The 21,406-nt window shown below is 66.4% G+C and carries 21 protein-coding genes and 1 tRNA gene; 10 read left to right on the forward strand and 12 right to left on the reverse strand.

The features are described 5' to 3' along the window. Positions 1–140 precede the first annotated feature (140 nt). Complete coding sequence (locus tag SP5_RS01160) at positions 141–1,580, forward strand: NAD-dependent succinate-semialdehyde dehydrogenase (protein ID WP_042482860.1); 1,440 nt, start codon at positions 141–143, stop codon at positions 1,578–1,580. 13 nt (positions 1,581–1,593) lie between these two features. On the opposite strand, the gene SP5_RS01165 is transcribed toward SP5_RS01160, so the two are convergent. Next, on the reverse strand, positions 1,594–1,959 hold the full coding sequence (locus SP5_RS01165) for a winged helix-turn-helix transcriptional regulator (protein ID WP_042482863.1): 366 nt from the start codon (positions 1,957–1,959) through the stop codon (positions 1,594–1,596). A 92-nt stretch (positions 1,960–2,051) separates the two neighbouring features. On the opposite strand from SP5_RS01165, the gene SP5_RS01170 reads away from it, so the two are divergent. Then, complete coding sequence (locus tag SP5_RS01170) at positions 2,052–2,660, forward strand: NAD(P)-dependent oxidoreductase (RefSeq protein WP_042482866.1); 609 nt, start codon at positions 2,052–2,054, stop codon at positions 2,658–2,660. A gap of 143 nt (positions 2,661–2,803) precedes the next feature. After that, positions 2,804–2,879 (forward strand) — tRNA-Lys (locus SP5_RS01175). 604 nt (positions 2,880–3,483) lie between these two features. Here the strand turns inward: SP5_RS01175 and SP5_RS01185 are convergent. Both SP5_RS01185 and SP5_RS01190 read right to left on the reverse strand, forming a co-directional pair. After that, positions 3,484–5,046 (reverse strand): S10 family peptidase, encoded by a 1,563-nt coding sequence (locus SP5_RS01185; protein WP_042483012.1) that lies wholly within the window; start codon positions 5,044–5,046, stop codon positions 3,484–3,486. Positions 5,047–5,399: 353 nt separating this feature from the next. Then, complete coding sequence (locus SP5_RS01190) at positions 5,400–7,985, reverse strand: M1 family metallopeptidase (protein ID WP_042482872.1); 2,586 nt, start codon at positions 7,983–7,985, stop codon at positions 5,400–5,402. Positions 7,986–8,120: 135 nt separating this feature from the next. On the opposite strand from SP5_RS01190, the gene SP5_RS01195 reads away from it, so the two are divergent. After that, complete coding sequence (locus tag SP5_RS01195; protein ID WP_439645590.1) at positions 8,121–9,131, forward strand: NAD(P)H-dependent flavin oxidoreductase; 1,011 nt, start codon at positions 8,121–8,123, stop codon at positions 9,129–9,131. On the opposite strand, the gene SP5_RS01200 is transcribed toward SP5_RS01195, so the two are convergent. Together SP5_RS01200 and SP5_RS01205 are read right to left on the reverse strand one after the other, a co-directional pair. Further along, positions 9,128–9,589: a DUF1465 family protein gene (locus SP5_RS01200; protein WP_052811355.1), complete on the reverse strand. Its 462-nt coding sequence runs from the start codon at positions 9,587–9,589 to the stop codon at positions 9,128–9,130. The genes SP5_RS01195 and SP5_RS01200 overlap by 4 nt on opposite strands. A 90-nt stretch (positions 9,590–9,679) precedes the next feature. Beyond that, positions 9,680–9,877 (reverse strand): YdcH family protein, encoded by a 198-nt coding sequence (locus SP5_RS01205; protein ID WP_042482878.1) that lies wholly within the window; start codon positions 9,875–9,877, stop codon positions 9,680–9,682. A gap of 205 nt (positions 9,878–10,082) precedes the next feature. On the opposite strand from SP5_RS01205, the gene SP5_RS18650 reads away from it, so the two are divergent. Continuing rightward, entirely contained in the window at positions 10,083–10,238 is a 156-nt protein-coding gene (locus SP5_RS18650; RefSeq protein WP_076711926.1) for a DUF465 domain-containing protein, read from the forward strand. A 91-nt stretch (positions 10,239–10,329) separates the two neighbouring features. On the opposite strand, the gene SP5_RS01210 is transcribed toward SP5_RS18650, so the two are convergent. The 5 genes from SP5_RS01210 to SP5_RS01230 all read right to left on the reverse strand — a co-directional run bounded on the left by SP5_RS01210 (position 10,330) and on the right by SP5_RS01230 (position 13,321). Beyond that, entirely contained in the window at positions 10,330–10,734 is a 405-nt protein-coding gene (locus SP5_RS01210; RefSeq protein ID WP_052811356.1) for a PilZ domain-containing protein, read from the reverse strand. A gap of 198 nt (positions 10,735–10,932) precedes the next feature. Then, a complete protein-coding gene (gene dksA, locus SP5_RS01215; protein WP_042482882.1) occupies positions 10,933–11,394 on the reverse strand; it encodes an RNA polymerase-binding protein DksA in 462 nt (153 codons plus the stop codon). Between the two features lie 756 nt (positions 11,395–12,150). Then, on the reverse strand, positions 12,151–12,573 hold the full coding sequence (locus SP5_RS01220) for a hypothetical protein (protein WP_052811357.1): 423 nt from the start codon (positions 12,571–12,573) through the stop codon (positions 12,151–12,153). Between the two features lie 66 nt (positions 12,574–12,639). Further along, a complete protein-coding gene (locus SP5_RS01225; protein WP_042482887.1) occupies positions 12,640–12,831 on the reverse strand; it encodes a hypothetical protein in 192 nt (63 codons plus the stop codon). Positions 12,832–12,889: 58 nt separating this feature from the next. After that, positions 12,890–13,321, reverse strand: coding sequence for a host attachment family protein (locus SP5_RS01230; RefSeq protein WP_042482890.1), 432 nt, complete (start codon positions 13,319–13,321; stop codon positions 12,890–12,892). Between the two features lie 87 nt (positions 13,322–13,408). Here SP5_RS01230 and serS point away from each other — a divergent pair, with 87 nt between their 5' ends. The 5 genes from serS (at position 13,409) to tyrS (ending at position 18,544) form a co-directional block, all read left to right on the forward strand. Then, on the forward strand, positions 13,409–14,686 hold the full coding sequence (serS, locus tag SP5_RS01235) for a serine--tRNA ligase (RefSeq protein WP_042482893.1): 1,278 nt from the start codon (positions 13,409–13,411) through the stop codon (positions 14,684–14,686). Further along, positions 14,686–15,450, forward strand: a complete 765-nt coding sequence (gene surE, locus SP5_RS01240; protein WP_042482897.1) for a 5'/3'-nucleotidase SurE — start codon at positions 14,686–14,688, stop codon at positions 15,448–15,450. The genes serS and surE overlap by 1 nt, the downstream gene beginning before the upstream one ends. Positions 15,451–15,570: 120 nt before the next feature. Further along, positions 15,571–16,749: a peptidoglycan DD-metalloendopeptidase family protein gene (locus SP5_RS01245; protein ID WP_245613361.1), complete on the forward strand. Its 1,179-nt coding sequence runs from the start codon at positions 15,571–15,573 to the stop codon at positions 16,747–16,749. A 110-nt stretch (positions 16,750–16,859) separates the two neighbouring features. Then, the gene (locus SP5_RS19615; protein WP_052811358.1) at positions 16,860–17,261 is read left to right on the forward strand and encodes a hypothetical protein; all 402 of its coding nucleotides are present in this window, start codon (positions 16,860–16,862) and stop codon (positions 17,259–17,261) included. A gap of 56 nt (positions 17,262–17,317) precedes the next feature. Continuing rightward, the gene (gene tyrS / locus SP5_RS01260; RefSeq protein ID WP_042482900.1) at positions 17,318–18,544 is read left to right on the forward strand and encodes a tyrosine--tRNA ligase; all 1,227 of its coding nucleotides are present in this window, start codon (positions 17,318–17,320) and stop codon (positions 18,542–18,544) included. A gap of 285 nt (positions 18,545–18,829) precedes the next feature. On the opposite strand, the gene SP5_RS01265 is transcribed toward tyrS, so the two are convergent. Further along, a complete protein-coding gene (locus SP5_RS01265) occupies positions 18,830–19,270 on the reverse strand; it encodes a DMT family transporter (RefSeq protein WP_042482903.1) in 441 nt (146 codons plus the stop codon). A gap of 30 nt (positions 19,271–19,300) precedes the next feature. Next, on the reverse strand, positions 19,301–21,355 hold the full coding sequence (gene recG, locus SP5_RS01270) for an ATP-dependent DNA helicase RecG (RefSeq protein ID WP_042482906.1): 2,055 nt from the start codon (positions 21,353–21,355) through the stop codon (positions 19,301–19,303). Between the last annotated feature and the right edge of the window lie 51 nt (positions 21,356–21,406).

Below are 21,406 nucleotides of genomic sequence, written 5' to 3' on the forward strand. Positions count from 1 at the left end.
TTGGGACGCACAAAGCCCTGCTTTTGCTCCCTCGATCCTGACAGAAGCCCGTTTCGGCCTTTCGCGGCCTTGTATCGGCAGCGGACAAGACCGATCTCCGGCCCGCATTCACCCCCCTCACCCCTTCCGAAAGGACGCCTATGACCGCCCAGCAGCTTGACGTAAAAACCGGCCTTTACATCGGCGGCGAGTGGCTGGGGCCGCAGGGGCGCGACACCCAGGACGTGCTGAACCCGGCGACCGGCCAGTCGCTGGGCGAGCTGCCGCTGGCGACCGCCGCCGACATGGACCGCGCGCTGGAGGCCGCCGCGCGCGGGTTCGAGCAGTGGCGTAAAGTCGCGCCGCAGGAGCGTGCCGCCGTCCTCCATCGCACCGCCGCGCTGGTCCGCGAGCGCGCCGAGGAACTGGCCCGACTCGCCACGCTGGAGGAAGGCAAGCCGATCGTCGAGGCACGCGGCGAAGTCGCCGCCACCGCCGCGCTGCTGGATTTCCATGCGGGCGAAGCGGTCCGTATCTATGGCCGGGTGCTGCCGCGTCCCACCGGCACCCGCTCGCTGGTGCTGCACCAGCCGGTCGGCCCGGTCGCGGCCTTCTGTGCGTGGAATTTCCCGGTCATGAACCCGGCGCGCAAGATTTCGCCCGCTATCGCCGCCGGATGCTCGGTCATCCTGAAGCCCAGCGAGGAAACCCCGGCCAGCGCCATTGCGATCATGCGCTGCTTCCAGGATGCGGGGCTGCCCGGTGACGTCGCCCAGCTGGTCTTCGGCGTACCCGATGCGGTGTCGCGCCACCTGCTCGCCTCGCCGGTCACGCGCAAGCTCAGCTTCACCGGGTCGGTGCCGGTCGGCAAGCACCTGCTGAAGCTCGCCGCCGATACGGTGAAGAAGTCGACCATGGAGCTGGGCGGCCACGGCCCGGTGCTGGTCTTCGACGATTGCGATCTCGACAAGACGCTCGACCTGCTGGTCACGCACAAGTTCCGCAATGCGGGCCAGGTCTGCGTCGCGCCCACCCGTTTCCATGTGCAGGAGGGGATTTACGAGCGCTTCGCCAAGGGCTTTGCCGAGCGCGCCGCCGCGCTGAAGATCGGTGACGGCCTGTCGAGCGACACGCAGATGGGGCCGATGGCGAACCCCCGCCGCCCCGAGGCGATCGGCGCGATGATCGAGGACGCTGTGCGGAACGGCGCACGCAAGCTGACCGGGGGCGAGGCCAAAGGCGGAGACGGCTTCTTCTTCGCGCCCACGGTACTTGCCGATGTGTCGCTCGACGCGAAGGCGATGAATGAAGAGCCGTTCGGCCCGATCGCGCTGATCCGCCCCTTCGCCACCACCGAGGATGCGATCGGCGAAGCCAATCGCCTGCCCTTCGGCCTGGGTGCCTATTGCTTTACCGAGAATGGCCGCCGCCAGAACCAGCTGGCCGACGAGATCGAGGCGGGCATGGTCGCGATCAATACCGTTCGGCTCAGCTGGGGCGATGCGCCCTTTGGCGGGGTCAAGGAAAGCGGGTACGGCTCGGAAGACGGCCCCGAAGGCATCGCCAACCATATGATAACCAAGGCGGTTCACATCGCCTGATGACAGAATGGGGTCAGGCCCGCGCGCGATAGGCCGCGCGGGCCGCCTCTACTTCGCGCTGATGTCCATCCGCCCAGCGGATCAATGCACGCATCGGCTCCAGGAACGACCGGCCCAGTTCGGTCAGGCTATATTCCACGCGTGGCGGCACCTCGGCATAGACCGTCCGCTCGACAAAGCCGTCTTCCTCCAGTCGCCGCAGGGTACGCGACAGCATCTGTTTCGACACATCACCGATCCGCCGCAGCAGCACGTTGAAGCGCAACGTCTCCGGCTCCAGCGCGGCGAGGACGAGCAGGCTCCATTGATCGCCGATCCGGTCCAGCACGTCGCGGATCGGACACCCGCCCTCCCCGGTCAGCGCCATGGTCACATCCATGTGACCTGGTCCCTCAAAAATGACGTCTTGTGGGGGAGCGGCGCCCTGCATAGCTCGACGGTCTACAAAGTGGACCATGGAAAGGAAAGACCATGAAGATCGCCCTGATCGGAGCTTCGGGCAATGCCGGCTCCCGCATCCTGAAGGAATTGTCGGATCGTGGCCATGCCGTGACCGCCATCGCGCGCAACGTCGACCGGATCGCCACCCTGCCGGGCGTCACCCCGGTCTCGGAAGATGTGAACGCGCCGGATGCGCTGGCCGAGGCGCTGCGCGGACATGACGCGGTCGTCCTCTCGCTGCCGTTTGCGCCGAACGATCCGGCCACGCTGATCGAACCCGTCCGCGTGTCGGGCGTGAAGCGCTATCTGGTCGTCGGTGGCGCGGGCAGCCTTGAGGTCACGCCCGGCCAGCGCCTGATCGACCAGCCGGGCTTCCCCGAGGAATACAAGACCGAGGCCAGCGCAGGCGCAATCTTCCTCGACCGGCTGCGCGAGGTGGAGGATCTGGAATGGACCTTCCTCTCTCCCTCCGCGATGTTCGTCCCCGGCGAGCGGACCGGCCGTTTCCGCCTGGGCACCGATACGCTCCTGTCGAACGAGCAGGGCAGCAGCATCTCGTTCGAGGACTATGCTATGGCGCTGGTCGATGAGATCGAGCAGCCCCGCCACATCCGCCAACGTTTTACGGTCGGTTATTGAAGGACTTGCGCCGTCGGGGCCGGACATTCGGTCCCGACGGCCAAAAAAATGTCAAAAACCCCCTTGGCAGGTCGGACATGCCCGGCTAATAGCCGCCCCACCAGACGGGGACTTGGCTCCCCGCCATGCCGCAGACCGGCATCGGACGCATAGCTCAGTTGGTAGAGCAGCTGACTCTTAATCAGCGGGTCCTTGGTTCGAGCCCAAGTGCGTCCACCATGATATCCCAACATTGCAATTTGCGCACACCATAAATGGTTTTTATTGCGTTCCCGCTGCAGCTTCGTACCTTTGCTGAAAAGGCGTAGGTGCCTGATGAAGATCCATCGGATATTGGCGTGAGGGCATGCAAATCATTGTTGGACGGGTCATCACAGGGAGAAGGCTGTGAACGCGAGTGAGTACATACTCAGCTTGAGCTTTGTGGAAGGACATGAGGAGTGCGGTGAAAGCTCGCCAGATGTTTTACCGACAGTTCCTAAGCTGTCCGCCGAGCGTGAGGTCGATTCACGCATTGAGCGCCTAAACCAGACATGGGGTCACGCTAATGCTACAATGCGGAACCTGAGTCATAAGTATCAAAGACTGTGGGATGGTGCCATCACCGAGCTCGCAGATTACAAGGGCACTCTCTACATAATCTGGAGGGACGAGATTAGTCGTGTGATGTTCGAAGGAGTCATTGTTGGCGCATGGGAAGCAAACGGTGAGCACATGCACTCGCATGGTTTGGCTTAAATTTACTGCGTCAACGTCGCATATCATGGACTATGAGACGTTGACGCTATAGATTTTGTGACCTGCTGTGATAACGATCCAAGTTTCACCGCGCCCCCTGTCCCGAAGGCGGCACCGGCGGGGTGGACGACTTCGCATCGCTCACCGCCTCGTCATACCAGCGGGACAAGTCCGCCTTCATGCTCCGCAGCGCGTCGGGATTCAGGTAGGTCATGTGCCCGGCCGGATAATAGGTGAAGCGCAGATTTGCCTGCTGCGCAGGCTCCAGCATCATATGGCCAAGATCGTTCTCGGTGCCGAAGAACGGGGTCGCCATGTCGTAATAGCCGTTCATCGACAGCACCTTCAGATACGGGTTCGCCCGCATCGCGGCACCCAGGTCGATTGCGGTGTTGGGATTGTTTTGCGCCCCGTCGGGCGACCGGTGCTTCCAGTTCCAGGTCCAGCCCGCCGCGTCGCGCGCCGACAGGCGATAGGGCAACTCGGTCTTGTAGCCGAGCGTCGATTGCAGATAATCCTGGAAGGATGCGATATAAGCCCCTGAAATCGCGTCGGAAGAAGCATCCTTCTCCGGCCGTTCGCCCGCCGCGTCGGTGTCGATGCCGAGGTAACGCGAGTCGAACCGCCCCACCGTCCGCGCCGATCCGCGCAGCAACTCCTTCTGGAACCGCGGCAGGTCGATGCGCAGGTTGGCACGCTTGATATAATCGGGCGAGATGCCGATCAGGCGGCTCATCTGCTCGGCGATCTGGTCGCGCTCCTGCGGCGAAATGCTCTGCCCCTTGGCCAGTGCCGACATATAGGGTCCGACCGCAAAGGCACGCGCCTGCGCCACCACGGTCGCCACATCGGCCGGACGATCGGCCAGGCGGTTGTGATACCAGGCGGTCGCGGCATAGCTGGGCAGATAGTTCAGATAGACCTGATCCAGCCCCGGCTGTCGATAGCCGTAATTCATGATCGAGCTGAGCAGCACGACGCCGTTCAGCGCCATACCCTTTTCCTGCAACTGATAGGCCAGCGCGCCCGAGCGCAGCGTGCCATAGCTTTCGCCGAGCAGGAATTTTGGGCTCATCCAGCGGCCATATTTGGTGACGTAACGCTGGATCGCGCCCGCAAAGACATCGACATCCTCGTCCACCCCGTAGAATTGCGCAGGCTTCATATCGCCCAGCGGCCGCGAATAGCCGGTGCCGATCGCGTCGAGGAAGACGAGGTCGGTCTTGTCGAGCAGCGAATCCGGGTTCGGTCCGACATCATAGGGCGCAGGCCGCACGAACTCCGGGCTGGTTGTGCGGATGCGGATCGGCGCGAACGAGCCCATGCGCAGCCAGAAGGATGGCGATCCCGGCCCGCCATTATAGAGGAACGTCACCGGCCGCTTCGTGCCTGGCTTGGTGCCGTCGAGCGTATAGGCGGTGTAGAACATCGAGGCGGTCGGCTTGCCCTCGATATCGCGCACGGTCAGCGTGCCCGCCGAGGCGATATAGGGATAGGCGCGGCCATTGATGGTCACGCTGTCGCGGTGGCGGACCTCGGTCTCCTCCAGCGGCGCGCGCGCCCAGGCGGCTTCCGCCTCGGCCTTGGCGGCCTCATGGTGTGGAGCCTTCTTCTCCCCCTCCTCCTGCGCGGCAAGCGGCGCGGTCATGGCGGTGGCGGCGAGGAGGAAAGCGAGGCTGTTGCGGATCACGAAAGGCTCACGAAATGGGTGACGGGGTCGTGATCGTTTCGTGTTTCGGGATACAAGGCAAGAGCATGCGGGGGCGTGGGGCAATTATCCTTTTGCCCCGTTCACTCTGACCAAGGTCGAAGGCCACGGGCATGGTCCCGATCCAGACCGTTCCCCGGCGAAGGCCGGGGTCCAGTTTCTATTCGGATGGGATGGCGCCATGGGTCGGCGTGGGAGGCACGGCTATCGGTCGCCTTGGCCTTCGTCGTCGCTCAGGCTGAACGGAGGGTTGGTTCGGGCTGGCGGGGGAATACCCCCCGCCAGCCTTTATATCAGCGCGACAGCCAGGCCTGGACGGCGGGCTTCAGGCGATCGGCGACCGCCTTGCGCACCGCGATCTGCGAGATCGACCGCCTGGCCCCGCCGCGCGAACCTTCGGGCAGGTTGGCATTGGCCCAGGCCTCGATCTTGCCGGGCATGGCGGGATCGTTCGACCCCGCGCCTAGTCCGACGATGAAGGTCGCACGGTTGCTTTCCTCCAGGAAGCTGTCGACCAGCGGCTTGTTCGCCACCGCCCAGTCGAACGCCATGTCGGGATGTGCCCCCGCGATCGAGCGGAGCAGCGCGGCGCGCTGCGGCGGGGTGAAGGTATTGTCCTTCAACACGCTCAGCGCCCGCCGCGCCGCCGTCTCGTCCTCGGCATAGCCCAGCAGCGAGACATAGCGGTTTTTGACCACCGGATTGCGTTCGGCCTTGGCCAGTTCGTACAGCCGGTCCCATTCATCCGCCGTCGCGCGGGTGGCATAGGTCGCCAGGATCGGCTGGCGGATGGCGCCCGGAATGGCGTCGGGGTTCCTGGCGAGCGCGGCGACATAGCCCCGTGCCCGCGCCGCGACCATCGCATCGCCGCTGGTGCCCAGCTGCCCGATCAGCGTCTCGCGCAGGTTCGAGACGAGCGCGCCGTCCTCCGGCTTCGGCTCGAACCCGATCCGTGCCAGCACCGGCGACAGGATCGCCGCCGTCCGCGCACGCAGCGGCTTTTCAAGCGGGGTGCCCTCATAAAGGCCGTTCAGGCGGGCGAGTTCGCCCGCCACCGTCTGCCATTCCAGCGGATCGGCCTCGGGCGTGACCTGCGCCATCAGGTCGAACCAGCGGCTCAGATCCTGATAGCCGCCCGCCGCCAGCGCATAGTCGTCGCCCAGCGTTCCCAGACGGTCGTTCAGCGCCAGCTTCGCATAGTCGCGCACGATCGCGGCATGGCCCGCGCCGTCATACATGACGCGCGTATAGGCCCCCTTGCCCTGGTTCAGGACCAGCGTGCCGCAGCCGCCGACCGTGACCGGGGCGGGTGCCGCGCCGGTCACGATGGCGGTCGTCTCGGCCCCGCCGATGGTCGCAACGCGGATCGGCACATGCCAGGTCTGGGCCGCCTTCGACGCCTCGTCCAGTCCGAACCGGCCCTGGGTCAGCATCGCGACCGTCTTGCCGCCCTCGCAGCGCGCACCCTGCAGCGTGACCAGCGGCACGCCACCCTGCAGCGTGAAGTCATGCGCGATCGTCGCGACATTGGTGCCCGACGCCTTGGACAGTTCCTCCCAGAGCTGCTCGGTCACCGTGTTCTGGTATTTATACTTCGCCATATAGGCACGGATGCCCTTGCGGAACGTATCGGCGCCCAGCGTCGATTCGAGCATCCCGATGACCGCCTGCCCCTTCAGATAGGTGATGCTGTCGAATGCCTCGCCGATCTGGTCGACCGTCTCGACCTTTCGGATGATCGGGTGGGTCGCGCTGGTCGCATCGATGCCCATCGCCGACTCGCGCTCGCCCGACACGCTGGCCGCCGCCGCTTCCCAACTGGGGTTCAGGTCGTTGCTGGCCTTGCCCTCCATCCACGAGGCGAAGCCCTCGTTCAGCCAGAGGTCGTCCCACCAGCGCGGGGTGACGAGGTCGCCGAACCACTGGTGCGCCATTTCATGGGCGACGACGGTGTGGATACGCTGGCGGTTGCTCTCGCTCATGACCTGCGGATTGAAGAGCAGTTCGTTCTCGAAATAGAAGATCGCGCCCCAATTCTCCATCGCGCCGAAGAACTGGCTGGAGCCCGGACCCGCGATCATGTCCATCTTGGGCAGCGGATAGGGCGTGCCAAAATAGTCGTTGTAATAAGACAGCAGCTTGGTCGCCGCGCCCAGCGAATAGTCACCCTGGTCGACCACGCCCTTGCGGCTGACCACGCCGATCTGGACGCCGTTCGCAGCCACCGTCTTGCGGTCCAGATTGCCCGAGCCGAAGAACAGCAGATAGCTGGACATCACCGGCGTCTCGCCGAAGCGATAGAGCTGGCTGCCATCGGCCTGCGTCGTCACGGCTTCGGCGGGCATGTTGCTGATCGCGCGCTGCCCCTTGGGCGCGGTGGCGGTCAGGCGGAACTTCGCCTTGAAGGCGGGTTCGTCCCACATCGGCGCGAAGCGGCGGGCGTCGGGCGCCTCGAACTGGGTCGCCAGCATCCGGTCGGCCGAGCCGTCGGCATTGGTATAGTCGATGGCGAACAGGCCATTGGCCGAACGATTGATCGTCCCCGTCCAGGCGAAGCCGACCTTGTGCCGCCCGATGCTTGCCGCCTGCGGCAGGGTAAGGGTCAGCGTCTGCGCCGCCTTGTCCGCCACGAAGGGCACCGGCTTGCCGTCGAAGGTCGCGCGCGTGACGGTCAGCTCGGCCGCGTTCAGCACGATGGTGGCGGTGGCCTGCTTCACCTCGACATCGACGGTCTCCTCGCCGGTGAAGGTCAGCGCCTTCGCATCCGGCCGCACGGTGATGTCGTACAGAACCGGCGCGACGGTCTGGGGCAGCTGGCCCGCCGCCAGCGCCGGGGTGGAGACGGTCAGGGCCAACAGGACCGATAGGGCGGACTTCATCGCAATCAGGGCCTTTCAATGGGAATGCGCAAATCTCTACGCCCTGTCCGCCGCAAAGCAAATGACGGTCATGTAATAATGTTGCAAAGACCTTGCCCGGCTGGACAGCCTTTACCTTTACGTTATCGTAAAGCCATGAGCCTTCCCCCTGACCTGAGTCGCCCCCCCCTGAACCGTTTAACCCTGCCCGTGATCGGGTCGCCGCTGTTCATCATCTCCAACCCGGACTTGGTCATCGCCCAGTGCAAGGCGGGGATTGTCGGCTCGTTCCCGGCGCTGAACGCGCGGCCTGCCAGCCTGCTCGACGAATGGCTGCACCGGATCACCGAGGAACTGGCCGCGCATGACCGGGCGCATCCCGATCGGCCCGCCGCCCCCTTCGCGGTCAACCAGATCGTGCATCGTTCCAACGATCGGCTGGAGGCCGACCTGACGGTCTGCGCCAAGTGGAAGGTGCCGATCGTCATCACCTCGCTGGGCGCGCGGGAGGATGTGAATGCGGGCGTCCATGACTGGGGCGGGATCACGCTGCATGACGTGATCGACGATCGCTTTGCACGCAAGGCGGTGGAGAAGGGCGCGGACGGGTTGATCGCTGTGGCGACGGGGGCGGGCGGCCATGCCGGCCGGCTGTCGCCCTTTGCGCTGGTGCAGGAAATCCGTGGCTGGTTCGACGGCCCGCTGGCGCTCGCAGGATCGATCGCGACCGGGGGCGCCATCCTGGCGGCGCAAGCCATGGGAGCGGACTTCGCCTATATCGGCTCACCCTTCATCGCCACCGTCGAGGCCAATGCGGCGGAGGCCTATAAGCAGGCGGTGGTTGACGGGCGCGCGAGCGACATCGTCTATTCCAGCCTGTTTACCGGCGTGCATGGCAATTACCTGCGCGCCTCGATCATTGCGGCGGGACTGGACCCGGACCATCTGCCCGAAGGCGATGTGTCGACGATGAACTTCGGCGGTGGCCAGGCGGCCAAGGCCTGGCGCGATATCTGGGGCGCGGGGCAAGGCATCGGCGCGGTCGACCGTATCGTTCCGGCTGCCGAACGGGTCGCGGAGCTTCGCCGTCAATATGAGGCGGCACGGCAGAGACTGTCGCTGACCCCTTATCCCTCCCCTGCCGAGGGGAGAATGGTCGGCGACTAGAACGCCCGGCCCAGCCGCGCCTGCAAGGCCTGGACGGGACTGATGGCCGGAACCCCGTCATCGGCCATGGCATCGAGCCGCTCGACCCGGCGGTGCAGGTCGAGGCTCGCCCGGGTCAGCCACTGCGCCGGCTCGGGCAAGGCGGCAAGCTGCGCGTCGTCGGTATCCGGCGAGGTCCCCAGGCGCCGAACCGGCTGGCGCGCCTCGGCCCAGTCCATTTCCCCCGCCTCGACCGCGCGCTGGGTCAGGATCCATGCGATGACGTGCATCAGCCGTGTCGTCACCTTCAGCGATTCGCAGGAAAAGACCACCCGCATGATCGGGTCCAGCCCATCGCGTTCGTCACGGCCCATCCCGTCGAAATAGCCACGCGCCGCCTCCGCCAGGGTCATGGCCTCGACATAAAGGCCGTCGATCAGCTTGGCATGGAACGGGGATCGGGACGCGAGGGAGGGCATGGCGCTTGGCTCGCATGACATCCGCCCCGGGAACAAGACGGCGCGCGGTGCGGGCTGTCCCGATACGAAGCGGTCTGGCGGCCGGAATCGTCAGGCGATGATGTCGGGGATCAGCCGATCTTCCAACTCGGCCAATTCGTCACGCAACCGCAACTTGCGCTTCTTCAACCGCGCGATCTGCAACTGGTCGGGGGTCGAGGATTGCAGCAGCGCGGCGATCGCATCGTCCAGGTCGCGATGCTCGGTTCGCAACATGTCGATCCGCGCGCGTGCCAGCGTGACGTCCATCCTGCTCCCCCTTTGCGACCGGCCCGGAAGACAGCCCGACACCGATCCCGCCCCTCTAGCAAGCCCGAAGGCGCACGGCGAGAGCCCGCATCACGTCATCGCGCCAAATGCCTCATCCGGTCGATTCTGACGAAAATGGATGAGGACAGACGGCGATTTTGGTGTTTTACTTACTCCCCCAAGCAATGACAGGAGGTTGAAGCCCATGCATACGGCGCATCAAACGGCCCTGGAGACCAAGCACGCCACGCTCGACCGGCGAATCAGCGCCGAATCACAGCGTCCCGTGCCAGACGCGCTGATCCTGGCGGATCTCAAGAAGCAGAAGCTCAAACTGAAAGAAGAGATCCAAGGCCTATAGCCTGGACGCGGCCGCGCGGGTCAGCCGACCCGCCGCGGCCCATGTCGGCGGCACATGCCGCCCGACACCCAACCCCGCTATCATTCCCGAATCAGTGGTGGAACGGCTTGGTCTTCAGGCCTGTCGCGGGCTTGGCATATTCCGGCGTCGATGTGCCGCCGCCTACCGGCTTGCGGACCAGCGTCGGATCGATCTGACGGTCGAAGGCGACGCCCACGCGGCCCTGGGTACACCAGGCGATACGCCCCGACACCGCACCGACGCCACGGAGGTTCAACGCGACTGGCGTGCCGATTTCCACCGAAATGGGCAGTTCGGCCATCAGGCCACCCTCGGAAATATTACGGACACGCACGTCGCGGGGGGCGGTTTCGTCGCCCAGCGTCATCTGCGCCATCAGCAACAGGCTGTCGCGCCGTCCGGCCCGGTCGCTGCGTTCCAGTTCGTCTTCCGCCATTGCAGACCCATTTTCGGGTGCGCGGTTCGTCACGTCCATGCTGATCGTTCCCGCTTGCCCGTTAACACTCGCGCGACCATGCGATACGCATCATCACGTTGCCAACCCCCTAATCAGAGCGGTTCCAGACATCTGTTGACGAACGGGACACGTCTTTCTCGTCCGTGCCCATATAGCGCGACCCGAACCCCGTACCGGCGCCCCGCGCAACGCGGACCGGGGCACCGAGCCGGTGGATCAGTCGTCGCGCGAAACCTTCTCGTTCCGCTCGTGACGCTCCTGCGCCTCGACCGTCATGGTCGCGATCGGGCGGGCTTCAAGCCGACCCAGGCTGATCGGTTCGCCGGTGACTTCGCAATAGCCATATTCGCCCTCCTCGATCCGGCGCAGCGCGGCGTCGATCTTGGAGATCAGCTTGCGCTGGCGGTCGCGGGTCCGAAGCTCGATCGACCAGTCGGTTTCGCTCGACGCACGGTCGGTCAGATCGGGCTCGCGCAGCGAGTCGATCTGAAGCTGGGACAGCGTGCCCTGCGCCTCACGCTGGATCGCCTCCTTCCAGGCGATCAGCTTGCGGCGGAAATAAGCCTGCTGCTTCAGGTTCATGAACGGCTCGTCCGCCGAGGGACGATAATTCTCGTCGATATCGTTGGCCACATCCGGGCCGGTGGATTCCGTCACGCGATTAAACACCGTCGCCATACCACTCTCCCAAAGGGCCCGTCGGTGCGACGTTCGGCACCGTGTCCTCGGGGCCGCCCCCTGATGGTCGAGAGGGCCTATAATCGGTGCCACCGTCTGCCGCAAGCGACCGGCGTTTCATCGTCTTGCCATTTTCTATAATAAAGTTGCGATGTTAACCGGACATGGACGAATTGGTGCCATTATGGTCAGTTTCCAGACCCGATCATCGAATCCCCACTGTCGCCGAGCCGCCTATGCCTCTAAAGACAGGTTCGTCCGGGGGAGCGAATCCCAAAGCTAGACGCGGACCGCCAACAATGGGTTTGACCTTAAGCCTTTGTTGGTCACTGTGATGACAGAACGCTGAAAGGGGTGCCGTTGGGCGGCCGGGCGGCGATGCCGGAACCATCGCCCGGTTTGAAGCCTTGGTCCGACCCGTGTCGTTTGCGGGCCTGAACCGTTTGAGGATGTGACGATGTCTGTGCGTATGGCCTTGGCGAAATTGACGGCCTGTGTCGCTGGCGGTGCCGTCATTGGCGGCGGGGCCGTCCACATGGTCGATCGCCCCGAGCGCCCGGCGCTGGTCAAGCAGACCAAGGTCAAGAAGCGCATCGTTCACCACCGCCCGCCGGCCGCACGGCGGCATGTGGTCAAGCGCACGACCAGGACCACCACCACGACGCCTCCTCCGACGATCGTGACCGTCACGACCCAGGAACCCCCGGTTCCCATCCCCCTCCCCGCCAGTGCGCCACCGGCGGCAACGGGCGGCGGCTATATCCCTGCGGTCATCGGCAGCTGGGGTGGCGGCTTCGGCGGTGGCTTTGGTGGTGGCTTTGGTGGTGGCTTTGGATTCGGCGGCGGCGGCGGATCGAGCGGGAATATCGTGATATCCTCGACCAGCAGCGGCGGGTCGACCTCCACTTCGTCAGCGTCGGGCGGCTCCGGGGGTTCGGGCGGCTCGTCCACGTCATCCGCGTCGGGTGGCTCGGGCGGTTCCTCCACCTCGACCGGCGGTGTCAGCAGCACCTCGTCGAGCGGCAACGTGTCCAGCACATCGTCCTCGGGCAATGTGTCGAGCACTTCGTCGACCGGCGGCTCTTCCACATCATCGGGCAATGTGTCGTCCACCTCGTCGACGGGCGGTTCCTCCACCTCGTCGGGCAATGTGTCCTCGACCAGTTCGTCGTCGGGCAATGTCAGTTCGTCGAGCGCGTCCAGCGCCTCTTCAGCGTCGTCCGCCTCCTCGGCCTCGTCGAGCGGCTATGCGTCGAGCAGCAGCGGCTGGTCGTCGAACGGCTCGTCGGCCAGCTCCGCCTCCAGCGCGTCTTCGGCGTCGAGCGCCTCCTCGGCCAGCAGCGCCTCGTCCTCGGGTGGTGTTACGCCGCCCCCGACGCCGGTGCCCGCCCCGCCGATGGTGCTGCTGTTCGGCAGCGCGGCGGCGGCCCTGGTCATCCGGCGGCGACTGGCCAAGCCGAAAACGGCCTGACCCGCCGCCGCCGCCGGGTGGCCGTTACGCCTTTTGCAGCGCGGCCTCGATCTCGGGCACGGGATGCCCGGTCAGGTCTTTGGCCAGCTCGCCGACCAGCCGGTCCTCGACCGCCTTGTGATAATGTTTGCGCAGCTCGCCCAGCGTCTTGGGCGGGGCGACGACGATCAGCGACTCATATTCATTGGCCAGCGCGCGGCGCTTGAGCATATCGGCGGTTTCGGCGGCGAAGCGATCCTCCTCCTGCTGGTGGAAATCGACCTCGCCCATCGTGCCGCCGGTGGTCGAGGAGGCCTGGCCCGCCCGGTCGGTCTTCTGGTCGCGATCGGCGGGATTATTCTGTTCGACCGCCTGTTCGACGACCAGATTGGGATATTCGGCATCCCCGTCGTTCCGAAAGAACAGGCTCTTGCGGCCATCGACGACCAGCACGAAGCTGTTATGCGGCACCTGCATCGCGTTTCTCCTTCTATGGACTGGGATAACGCGGGCGCTTCGCCACGGGTTGCGTGACGGCGGAGCGAAGGCCATAGCCTCGCCCCCATGCACGACATTCGCCTGATCCGGGACGACCCCGCCGCCTTCGACGCCGCCCTCGCCAAGCGGGGCGCGGAACCCCAGGCCGACACGCTGATCGCGATCGACGAGCGCCGCCGCGCGATCATCGCCGAGGCGCAAGAGGCGCAGACCCGCCGCAACGACCTGTCCAAGCAGATCGGCCAGGCCAAGGCGGCCAAGGACGATGCGCGCGCGCAAGGACTGATGGATGAGGTCGCCGCGCTGAAGGCCAGGCTCCCCGAACTGGAAGAGCAGGAACGCGCCGTCGAGGCCGAACTGAACACCGCGCTCGCCGCCATTCCTAACCTGCCCGCCGCCGATGTGCCGCAGGGCGCGGACGAGAATGACAATGCGCTGGTCCACCAGAAGGGCGAACCCGCGACCTTCGCGTTCGAGGCACGCGAGCATGACGCGATCGCGCCCGCGCTCGGCATGGATTTCGAGACCGGCGTGGCGCTGTCGGGCGCCCGCTTCACCCTCCTGCGCGGCCCCATGGCGCGGCTGTCGCGTGCGCTCGGCCAGTTCATGCTCGACCGGATGACCGAGAAAAACGGTTTCGAGCTGGTCCAGCCGCCGCTGCTGGTCCGCGATGAAGCGGCGTTCGGCACCGGCCAGCTGCCAAAGTTCGCCGAGGATCTGTTCCGCACCACCGACGGCCGCTGGCTGATCCCGACGGCGGAGGTCTCGCTGACCAACATCGTGCGCGAGGCGATCCTGAGCGAGGCGGAGCTGCCGCTGCGCTTCACCGCGCTTACCCCCTGTTTCCGCTCGGAAGCGGGTGCGGCGGGGCGCGACACGCGCGGCCTGATCCGCCAGCACCAGTTCGACAAGGTCGAGATGGTATCGATCACCACCCCCGACCAGTCGGATGCCGAGCATGAGCGGATGACCACCTGTGCCGAGGGGGTGCTGGAGGCGCTGGGCCTGCCCTATCGCCGGATGCTGCTCTGCACCGGCGACATGGGCTTCTCGGCGGCGCGCACCTATGACCTGGAGGTATGGCTGCCCGGACAGGCGCGCTATCGCGAGATTTCGTCCTGCTCGACCTGCACCGATTTCCAGGCGCGGCGGATGATGGCCCGCTATCGCCCCACCGAGGGCAAGGGCACGCGCTTCGTCCATACGCTCAACGGCTCGGGGCTGGCGGTCGGTCGTACGCTCGTCGCAGTGATCGAGAATTACCAGCAGGCCGACGGCTCGGTCGTCGTGCCAGAGGTTCTGCGCCCCTATCTGGGCGGGCAAGCGGTGCTGGAGCCGCGCTGATGCGCATCCTGCTCACCAATGACGACGGCTATCACGCGCCGGGGCTTGCCGCCCTGGAGCGGATCGCGGCGACGCTGTCGGACGATGTCTGGATCGTCGCCCCGGCCGAGGACCAGTCGGGAACCAGCCGCTCGCTGACCCTGACCCGGCCGATGCGGCTGCGGCAATTTGGTGAGCGACGCTTTGCCGTGACGGGCACGCCGACCGACTCGGTGTTGATGGCGCTGGGCGAGGTGATGAAGGACGCCAGGCCCGACCTGATCCTGTCGGGCGTCAATCGCGGCGCCAATCTGGGCGAAGACGTGTTCTATTCCGGGACGGTGTCGGCCGTGATGGAGGGGGCGATGGCGGGCATCCGCTCGATCGCGCTCAGCCAGCGCTATCCGACGCAGGGCGTGGGCGACCAGGTCTCGTTCGCCACGGCCGAAGCCTGGGGCGAGCGGGTGCTGCGGCCGCTGCTCGACCTGGATTTCGCGCCCCGCACGCTGATCAACGTCAACTTCCCGCCGGTCGCCCCGGACGCGGTGAAGGGCATTCGCATCGCGCGCCAGGGCCTGCGCGACTATGGCCGGGCGCGGTTCGAGAAGCGGGCCGATCCGCGCGGCTATGACTATTACTGGCTGGCGCTGGGCCGCCTGCCGCATCGGCCGGGCATGAACAGCGATCTCGATGCCATTGCCGCCGATCACATCGCGGTAACGCCTTTGCAACTCGACCTGACGCATGACCCCTCATTCGTTATGCTTAACGAAGCCTATCGCTGAACGGATCGCGAAACGGCTTTCTGGGGGGACAAGGGGTTGGATCGGACATCGGTTGCCATCGGGCGGATCTTGGGGCTGGGGCTGCTCGTATCGGGCTGCATTCCCAATATGGAGCCTCCCATGCGCGCCGCCGAGCCGGTCGCCCCCCCTGCCCCGGTCGCAACCGTGCCGCCACAGGCCGGTCCGGTGATGCGGCCCGCCCCGACAACACCCGCCCCCCGCCCCGGTATATCCCGCCCCGGCGCATCCCGGCCCGGTTCCACGCGCCCGGCCATCCGCCGCTCGGTGCCCGTCACCACGCCGCGGCCTGCCCAGCGCCCGCCTGCTGCGGGATCCATCGTACAGCAACCGGCGCCCGTATCGACCGCCCCCGTATCCTCGCTGCCCGCCCCGCGCCCGTCCTGGGAATTGCGCCCCGTCGCACCCGATGCGCGGGAGATCACGGAGAGCGTCTATGTCGTGAAGCCCGGCGACACGCTGCGCGGCGTGGCGGATCGCACGGGCGCCGGTTCGGAAGTCATCGCCCGCGCCAATGCGCTGACCCCGCCCTTCATGATCCGGGCGGGCCAGCGCCTGACCATTCCCGCTGGCCGCTATCATCTGGTCCGCTCGGGCGAGAGCGGCATCGCCATCGCACGCGCCTACGGCGTCGCCTGGTCGCGCATCGTCGAGGCCAATGCGCTCAGCGAACCCTATGTCCTGCGCGCCGGGCAGCGCATACTGATCCCCGGCACCGCCGCCGGGGCCACCCCGATCAGCAGCGCGGCGGAGCGCGCCGCCGCCTTTACGCTCGACGTCGACGACATCCTGACCGGCGGAGAGCCCGCGCTGGCCAGCAACCAGGAACCTGCAAGACCCAGCGCGACGCCGCGCCGCGTCCTGCCGCCGACCGCCGTGGTGGCGGCCCCCGCCCGGCTGCGCTCAGGCTTTGCCTGGCCCATCGACGGCCGCGTCGTGAAGCGGTTCGGCGCGGGCTCCAGCGGCGAGCGCAATGATGGCATCAAGATCGCGGCACCGCTCGGTACGCCGATCAAGGCGACGGCGGACGGCGTGGTCGCCTATGTTGGGGACGGCATCGCGGCGTTGGGCGGACTCGTGATCGTCAAGCATGGCGATGGCTGGACCAGCGTGTACGGCCATGCCTCCAAGCTGATGGTCCAGCGCGGCCAGAGCGTGAAGCGCGGCCAGACGCTGGCGCTGTCGGGCCAGACCGGCTTCGCCGACCGGCCCGAGCTGCATTTCGAGTTGCGCCGGGGCCGCACGCCCGTCGATCCGCTCAGCCAGTTGCCCAGGCCCTGACCCGTGCGCGCTTTATGAACGCTGGCTAACGGGCGGTTCAGGATTCGGAACGCCACGACCTGTCATAGGTTGAAAACGAACACGGGGCCGTTGCCCCTGGGAGTTGGCGTATGAAGAAGGTGTTCCATGTTCTGGCGGCGATCGGCCTGTCGGTGGCGGGTATCGCGACGACGACGGCGCTTCCCGTATCGAGCGCTGCGGCCCAGTCTTGGCGTGGCGATGGCCCACGTTATGATCGGGATCGGCGGGACGACCGGCGCGACTGGCGTCAAAACGACCGCCGTGACTGGCGGGGCGAGCGGCGCGGCTGGCGTGACGACCGGGGCTGGCGCGGCAATGATTGGCGTGCGCGCCGCGAGGCCCGTGTCGCACGCGAATATGACCGGGCGCGGCGCACCCCCGGCTATGTCGATCCGCGCTCGCAGGGCGACTATACCAATTATACGGGCCGGGGCTCGGGCTATCGCCCCTGCAACTATGTCGAGCGTAACGGGCGTACCGTCTGTCGCTGATCCCCCGACGCCTTTGGGGTGACGAACGCGGATCGGCGGTGTAACGGCCAGTCATCATGGCATACACTTCCGATCTGCTTCGCACCCTGGATGAACGGGGTTACGTCCACCAGATGACCGACGGCGCCGCGCTGGACCGTCTGGCCGCGGGCGGGGTGGTTCCGGGCTATATCGGCTTCGACCCGACCGCGCCCTCGCTGCATGTCGGCAGCCTGGTGCAGATCATGCTCCTGCGCCGGATGCAGCAGACGGGCCACAAGCCGATCGTCCTGATGGGCGGCGGCACCGGCAAGATCGGCGACCCCAGCTTTAAGGACGAGGCGCGCAAGCTGCTCGGCGAGGACGGGATCAAGGCCAATGTCGCCTCGATCAAGCGCATCTTCGAACGCTTCCTGACCTTTGGCGACGGGCCGACCGACGCCGTGATGGTCGACAATGCCGACTGGCTCGACAAGCTGGAATATATCCCCTTCCTGCGCGAAGTGGGCCAGCATTTCTCGGTCAACCGGATGCTGTCGTTCGACTCGGTGAAGCTGCGCCTCGACCGCGAGCAGTCGCTGAGCTTCCTCGAATTCAATTACATGATCCTTCAGGCCTATGACTTTCGCGAGCTGGCCCAGCGCCATGGTTGCCGGTTGCAGATGGGCGGTTCGGACCAGTGGGGCAATATCGTCAACGGGATCGAGCTGGCCCGCCGCATGGATGGGACCGAGGTATTCGGTGTGACCACCCCGCTCATCACGACGGCGGACGGCGGCAAGATGGGCAAGACCATGGCCGGTGCGGTCTGGTTGCATGAGGATCAGCTGCCGCATTTCGATTACTGGCAGTTCTGGCGCAACACCGACGATCGCGACGTGGGCCGCTTCCTGCGCCTGTTCACCGACCTGCCGCTGGACGAGATCGCGCGTCTGGAAAAGCTGGAAGGCGCGGAGATCAACGAGGCCAAGAAGATCCTCGCCAACGAGGCCACCGCCATGTGCCGCGGCCGCGCGGCGGCGGACGAGGCGGCGGACACCGCGCGCCGGACCTTCGAGGAAGGCGCGGCGGGCGCGACGCTGCCGAGCTTTGCGGTCGAGGGCGGGTCGGTTTCGATCGTTGATGCGCTGATCGGGCTGGGCTTTGCGAAGTCCAAGGGTGAGGCACGACGCCTGATCGCAGGCGGCGGCGCGCGCGTCGATGGCGAGAAGGTGGCGGACGAGAATGCCGTCATCGCCGTTGGGGCCGAGCCGGTAAAGCTTTCGTCGGGCAAGAAAAACCACGGGTTGCTGACGGCGGGGTAATTCCTATGGCCTTCCACTTCGGCGCCATGTGCCGAAGTTTATCCTGAGCGGCTGGCTTGCCAGCCGGCCGAAGGGCTGAGGCGGGACGGAGGTCGGGACGTACTCCCTTTCCATAGCGGCTGTTCCCGGCGAAGGCCGGGGTCCAATGGTGGCCGGTAGATAGCGCACACGAAGGTTCGGGGCGGCAGCGCCCTCCCTCACATCGGCAGGTCTCTTCGTCCAGGAAGAAGAAACTGGACCCCGGCCTTCGCCGGGGAACGGAAAGGTCGGTAGGCCACGCCCCCCTCACCCCCGCCGAACCACCACCGCGCCCGCAATGACCAGCGCTACTCCGATCACCTTACCGATCGTCACCGGCTCCACTCGCACCCCGAACAGCCCGAAATGGTCGACGATCAGCGCCGCCACCAGCTGGCTGGCGATCGCCGCCGTCAGCGCGACCGAAATCCCCAGGCGCGGCGCGGCATAGGCCAGCACCGCGACGAACCCCGCGCCGTAGAAGCCACCGAGCCACGCCCAGCCCGGCGCGCCCTTTAAAGCCGCCGGGCTGGTCCGGTCGATCGCCGCCCATGCCACCGCCAGCACCACCGTCCCGATCAGGAAAGAGGTCAGCGCCGCCAGCACGACCGACCCCGACGCCTTGGCCAGCGCGGCATTGGTCGGCGGCTGGATCGCCAGGCCGATACCGGCGATCAGGACGAGGATGAGCGGAAAGAATGCAGCCATCCGCGCCCAACGCCGACCAGACCGCTTCGTTCAGCCGGAACGCAGCAGCGCGACGCCCGCATCCCGCTCGAACAGATAGAGCGCCGTCCGCGCCGCAGCCCCACGCGGCGCCTCCAGTCCGCCGTCGCGGTCGATCAGCAACCGGGCATCGTCTTGCGCGCATTGCATCAAGTCGGCCATATTCTCGGGCGTCGCCAGCCGGAACGCCATCTCGCCCGATTGGCGCGTGCCGAGCAACTCGCCCGCCCCGCGCAGCCGCAGATCCTCCTCGGCGATGCGGAACCCGTCATTGGTCTCGCGCATCAACGCCAGCCGCGCCCGCGACGTCTCCGACAGATGCGATCCGCGCAGGAGCAGGCAGCGCGACAGCCCCCCGCCCCGCCCGACGCGCCCACGCAACTGGTGGAGCTGCGCCAGGCCGAAGCGGTCGGCATGTTCGATCACGATCAGCGTGGCATTGGGCACGTCCACGCCCACCTCGATCACCGTCGTCGCGACCAGCACGCCCAGACGCCCGCCCGCAAACGCCTCCATCACGGCGTCCTTTTCGGCAGGCTTCATCTTGCCATGGACAAGGCCTACCCGCTCGCCGAACCGGGCGCGCAGGGTCTCGGCGCGCATCTCGGCGGCGGCGAGGTCGGACTTCTCGCTTTCCTCGACCAGCGGGCACACCCAATAAGCCTGCCCCCCGTCCGACAAATGGCGGCCGAGCGCATTGACCACCTCGTCCAGCCGGTCCTCGGACACCACCCGCGTCTCGATCGGCTGGCGGCCCGGCGGCATCTCGTCCAGGCGGCTGACATCCATCTCGCCATAATTGGCGAGCGTCAGGGTGCGCGGGATCGGCGTCGCGGTCATCGCCAGCAGATGCGGCGGCGCCTTGCCCTTGGCCGACAGCATCATCCGCTGCGCCACGCCGAAACGGTGCTGCTCGTCCACCACCACCAAGGCGAGGTCGCGATAGGTCACGGTTTCCTGGAAGATCGCATGGGTGCCGACCAATATGTCGATCTCCCCCGCCGCCAGCGCCATGAGGGTCGCCTCGCGCGCCTTGCCCTTGTCGCGGCCGGTCAGCACCGCGATTTCCAGCGGCAGCCCGGCCAGCGTCTTGCGAAGCGTCTCATAATGCTGGCGCGCCAGGATTTCGGTCGGGGCCAGCATCGCCGCCTGCGCGCCCGCCTCGACCGCGATCAGCATCGCCATCGCCGCGACCAGCGTCTTGCCCGCACCCACATCGCCCTGGAGCAGCCGAAGCATCGGCGCGTCCTGCGTGAGGTCCCCCTCGATCTCGCGCACCGTCCGGCTCTGCGCGCCGGTCAAGGTATAGGGCAGCTTGAGCATGTCCCTTAAGCGCCCGTCGCCGTTGAGCGCCCGCCCCCGCCGCTTGCGGGTATCGGCCCGCACCAGCGTCATCGCCAGCTGATTGGCGAACACCTCGTCATAACCCAGCCGCTCGCGCGCCTTCGCATCCGCCGGATCGGCATGGATGCGGGCCAGCGCCTCCCGCCAGTCGGGCCAGCCGCGCTGCGCCTTCAACCCCGGTTCGATCCATTCGGGCAGTTCCGGAGCCCGCTCCACCGCCTGCACCGCCAGTGCGCCCAGCCGCCGCGAAGTGATCCCCTCCGACAGCGGATAGATCGCCTCGCGCTCGCGAAAATCCTCGGTGCTGTCACCCAGATCGGGATGCACGATCTGCAAATCCTGGCCGTAGAGGTCGAGGCGGCCAGACACGACCTTTGTCTCACCGATCGGCAGCAGCTTCTTCACCCAACCCGAATTGCCGCCGAAATAGACGAGCGCCACGCTGTTGCCCGCCGCATCCTCCGCCCGCACCCGCGTCGGCCCGCGCGGGGAGGACGAGACACGGTGCTCCTTCACAGTCAGCGAGATCGAGATGACCCGCCCCGCGTCCGACATCATCAGCTCGTCACGCGGGAAACGGTCGATATGCCCGGTCGGCAGGTGAAAGGCGACATCGACCACCCGCGCGATGCGCAGGCGTTCGAGCGGCTTGGCGAGGCCAGGCCCGACGCCTTTCAGCGACGTGACCTCGGCGAACAGCGGATTGAGGATATCGGGACGCATGACTAGATGGGTGCGTATAGCCTCAAGCCCCCGCGCGCCGCCAGAGCGTCT

This window comes from Sphingomonas parapaucimobilis NBRC 15100 (assembly GCF_000787715.1).
In the GTDB taxonomy this organism is placed as follows: domain Bacteria; phylum Pseudomonadota; class Alphaproteobacteria; order Sphingomonadales; family Sphingomonadaceae; genus Sphingomonas; species Sphingomonas parapaucimobilis.

What these genes read in the sequence shown, in the direction of transcription:
- SP5_RS01225 (WP_042482887.1), bottom strand. Translation starts at nt 12,831, where the DNA reads ATGACCAGGGCCGCCGCCGCGCTGCCGAACAGCAGCACCATCGGCGGG.
- serS (WP_042482893.1), top strand. Translation starts at nt 13,409, where the DNA reads ATGCACGACATTCGCCTGATCCGGGACGACCCCGCCGCCTTCGACGCC.
- SP5_RS01165 (WP_042482863.1), bottom strand. Translation starts at nt 1,959, where the DNA reads ATGGATGTGACCATGGCGCTGACCGGGGAGGGCGGGTGTCCGATCCGC.
- SP5_RS01185 (WP_042483012.1), bottom strand. Translation starts at nt 5,046, where the DNA reads ATGACCGCGCCGCTTGCCGCGCAGGAGGAGGGGGAGAAGAAGGCTCCA.
- tyrS (WP_042482900.1), top strand. Translation starts at nt 17,318, where the DNA reads ATGGCATACACTTCCGATCTGCTTCGCACCCTGGATGAACGGGGTTAC.
- SP5_RS19615 (WP_052811358.1), top strand. Translation starts at nt 16,860, where the DNA reads ATGAAGAAGGTGTTCCATGTTCTGGCGGCGATCGGCCTGTCGGTGGCG.
- SP5_RS01205 (WP_042482878.1), bottom strand. Translation starts at nt 9,877, where the DNA reads ATGGACGTCACGCTGGCACGCGCGCGGATCGACATGTTGCGAACCGAG.
- recG (WP_042482906.1), bottom strand. Translation starts at nt 21,355, where the DNA reads ATGCGTCCCGATATCCTCAATCCGCTGTTCGCCGAGGTCACGTCGCTG.
- surE (WP_042482897.1), top strand. Translation starts at nt 14,686, where the DNA reads ATGCGCATCCTGCTCACCAATGACGACGGCTATCACGCGCCGGGGCTT.
- SP5_RS01265 (WP_042482903.1), bottom strand. Translation starts at nt 19,270, where the DNA reads ATGGCTGCATTCTTTCCGCTCATCCTCGTCCTGATCGCCGGTATCGGC.
- SP5_RS01245 (WP_245613361.1), top strand. Translation starts at nt 15,571, where the DNA reads ATGCGCGCCGCCGAGCCGGTCGCCCCCCCTGCCCCGGTCGCAACCGTG.
- SP5_RS01210 (WP_052811356.1), bottom strand. Translation starts at nt 10,734, where the DNA reads ATGGACGTGACGAACCGCGCACCCGAAAATGGGTCTGCAATGGCGGAA.
- SP5_RS18650 (WP_076711926.1), top strand. Translation starts at nt 10,083, where the DNA reads ATGCATACGGCGCATCAAACGGCCCTGGAGACCAAGCACGCCACGCTC.
- SP5_RS01170 (WP_042482866.1), top strand. Translation starts at nt 2,052, where the DNA reads ATGAAGATCGCCCTGATCGGAGCTTCGGGCAATGCCGGCTCCCGCATC.
- dksA (WP_042482882.1), bottom strand. Translation starts at nt 11,394, where the DNA reads ATGGCGACGGTGTTTAATCGCGTGACGGAATCCACCGGCCCGGATGTG.
- SP5_RS01190 (WP_042482872.1), bottom strand. Translation starts at nt 7,985, where the DNA reads ATGAAGTCCGCCCTATCGGTCCTGTTGGCCCTGACCGTCTCCACCCCG.
- SP5_RS01200 (WP_052811355.1), bottom strand. Translation starts at nt 9,589, where the DNA reads ATGCCCTCCCTCGCGTCCCGATCCCCGTTCCATGCCAAGCTGATCGAC.
- SP5_RS01195 (WP_439645590.1), top strand. Translation starts at nt 8,121, where the DNA reads ATGAGCCTTCCCCCTGACCTGAGTCGCCCCCCCCTGAACCGTTTAACC.
- SP5_RS01230 (WP_042482890.1), bottom strand. Translation starts at nt 13,321, where the DNA reads ATGCAGGTGCCGCATAACAGCTTCGTGCTGGTCGTCGATGGCCGCAAG.
- SP5_RS01160 (WP_042482860.1), top strand. Translation starts at nt 141, where the DNA reads ATGACCGCCCAGCAGCTTGACGTAAAAACCGGCCTTTACATCGGCGGC.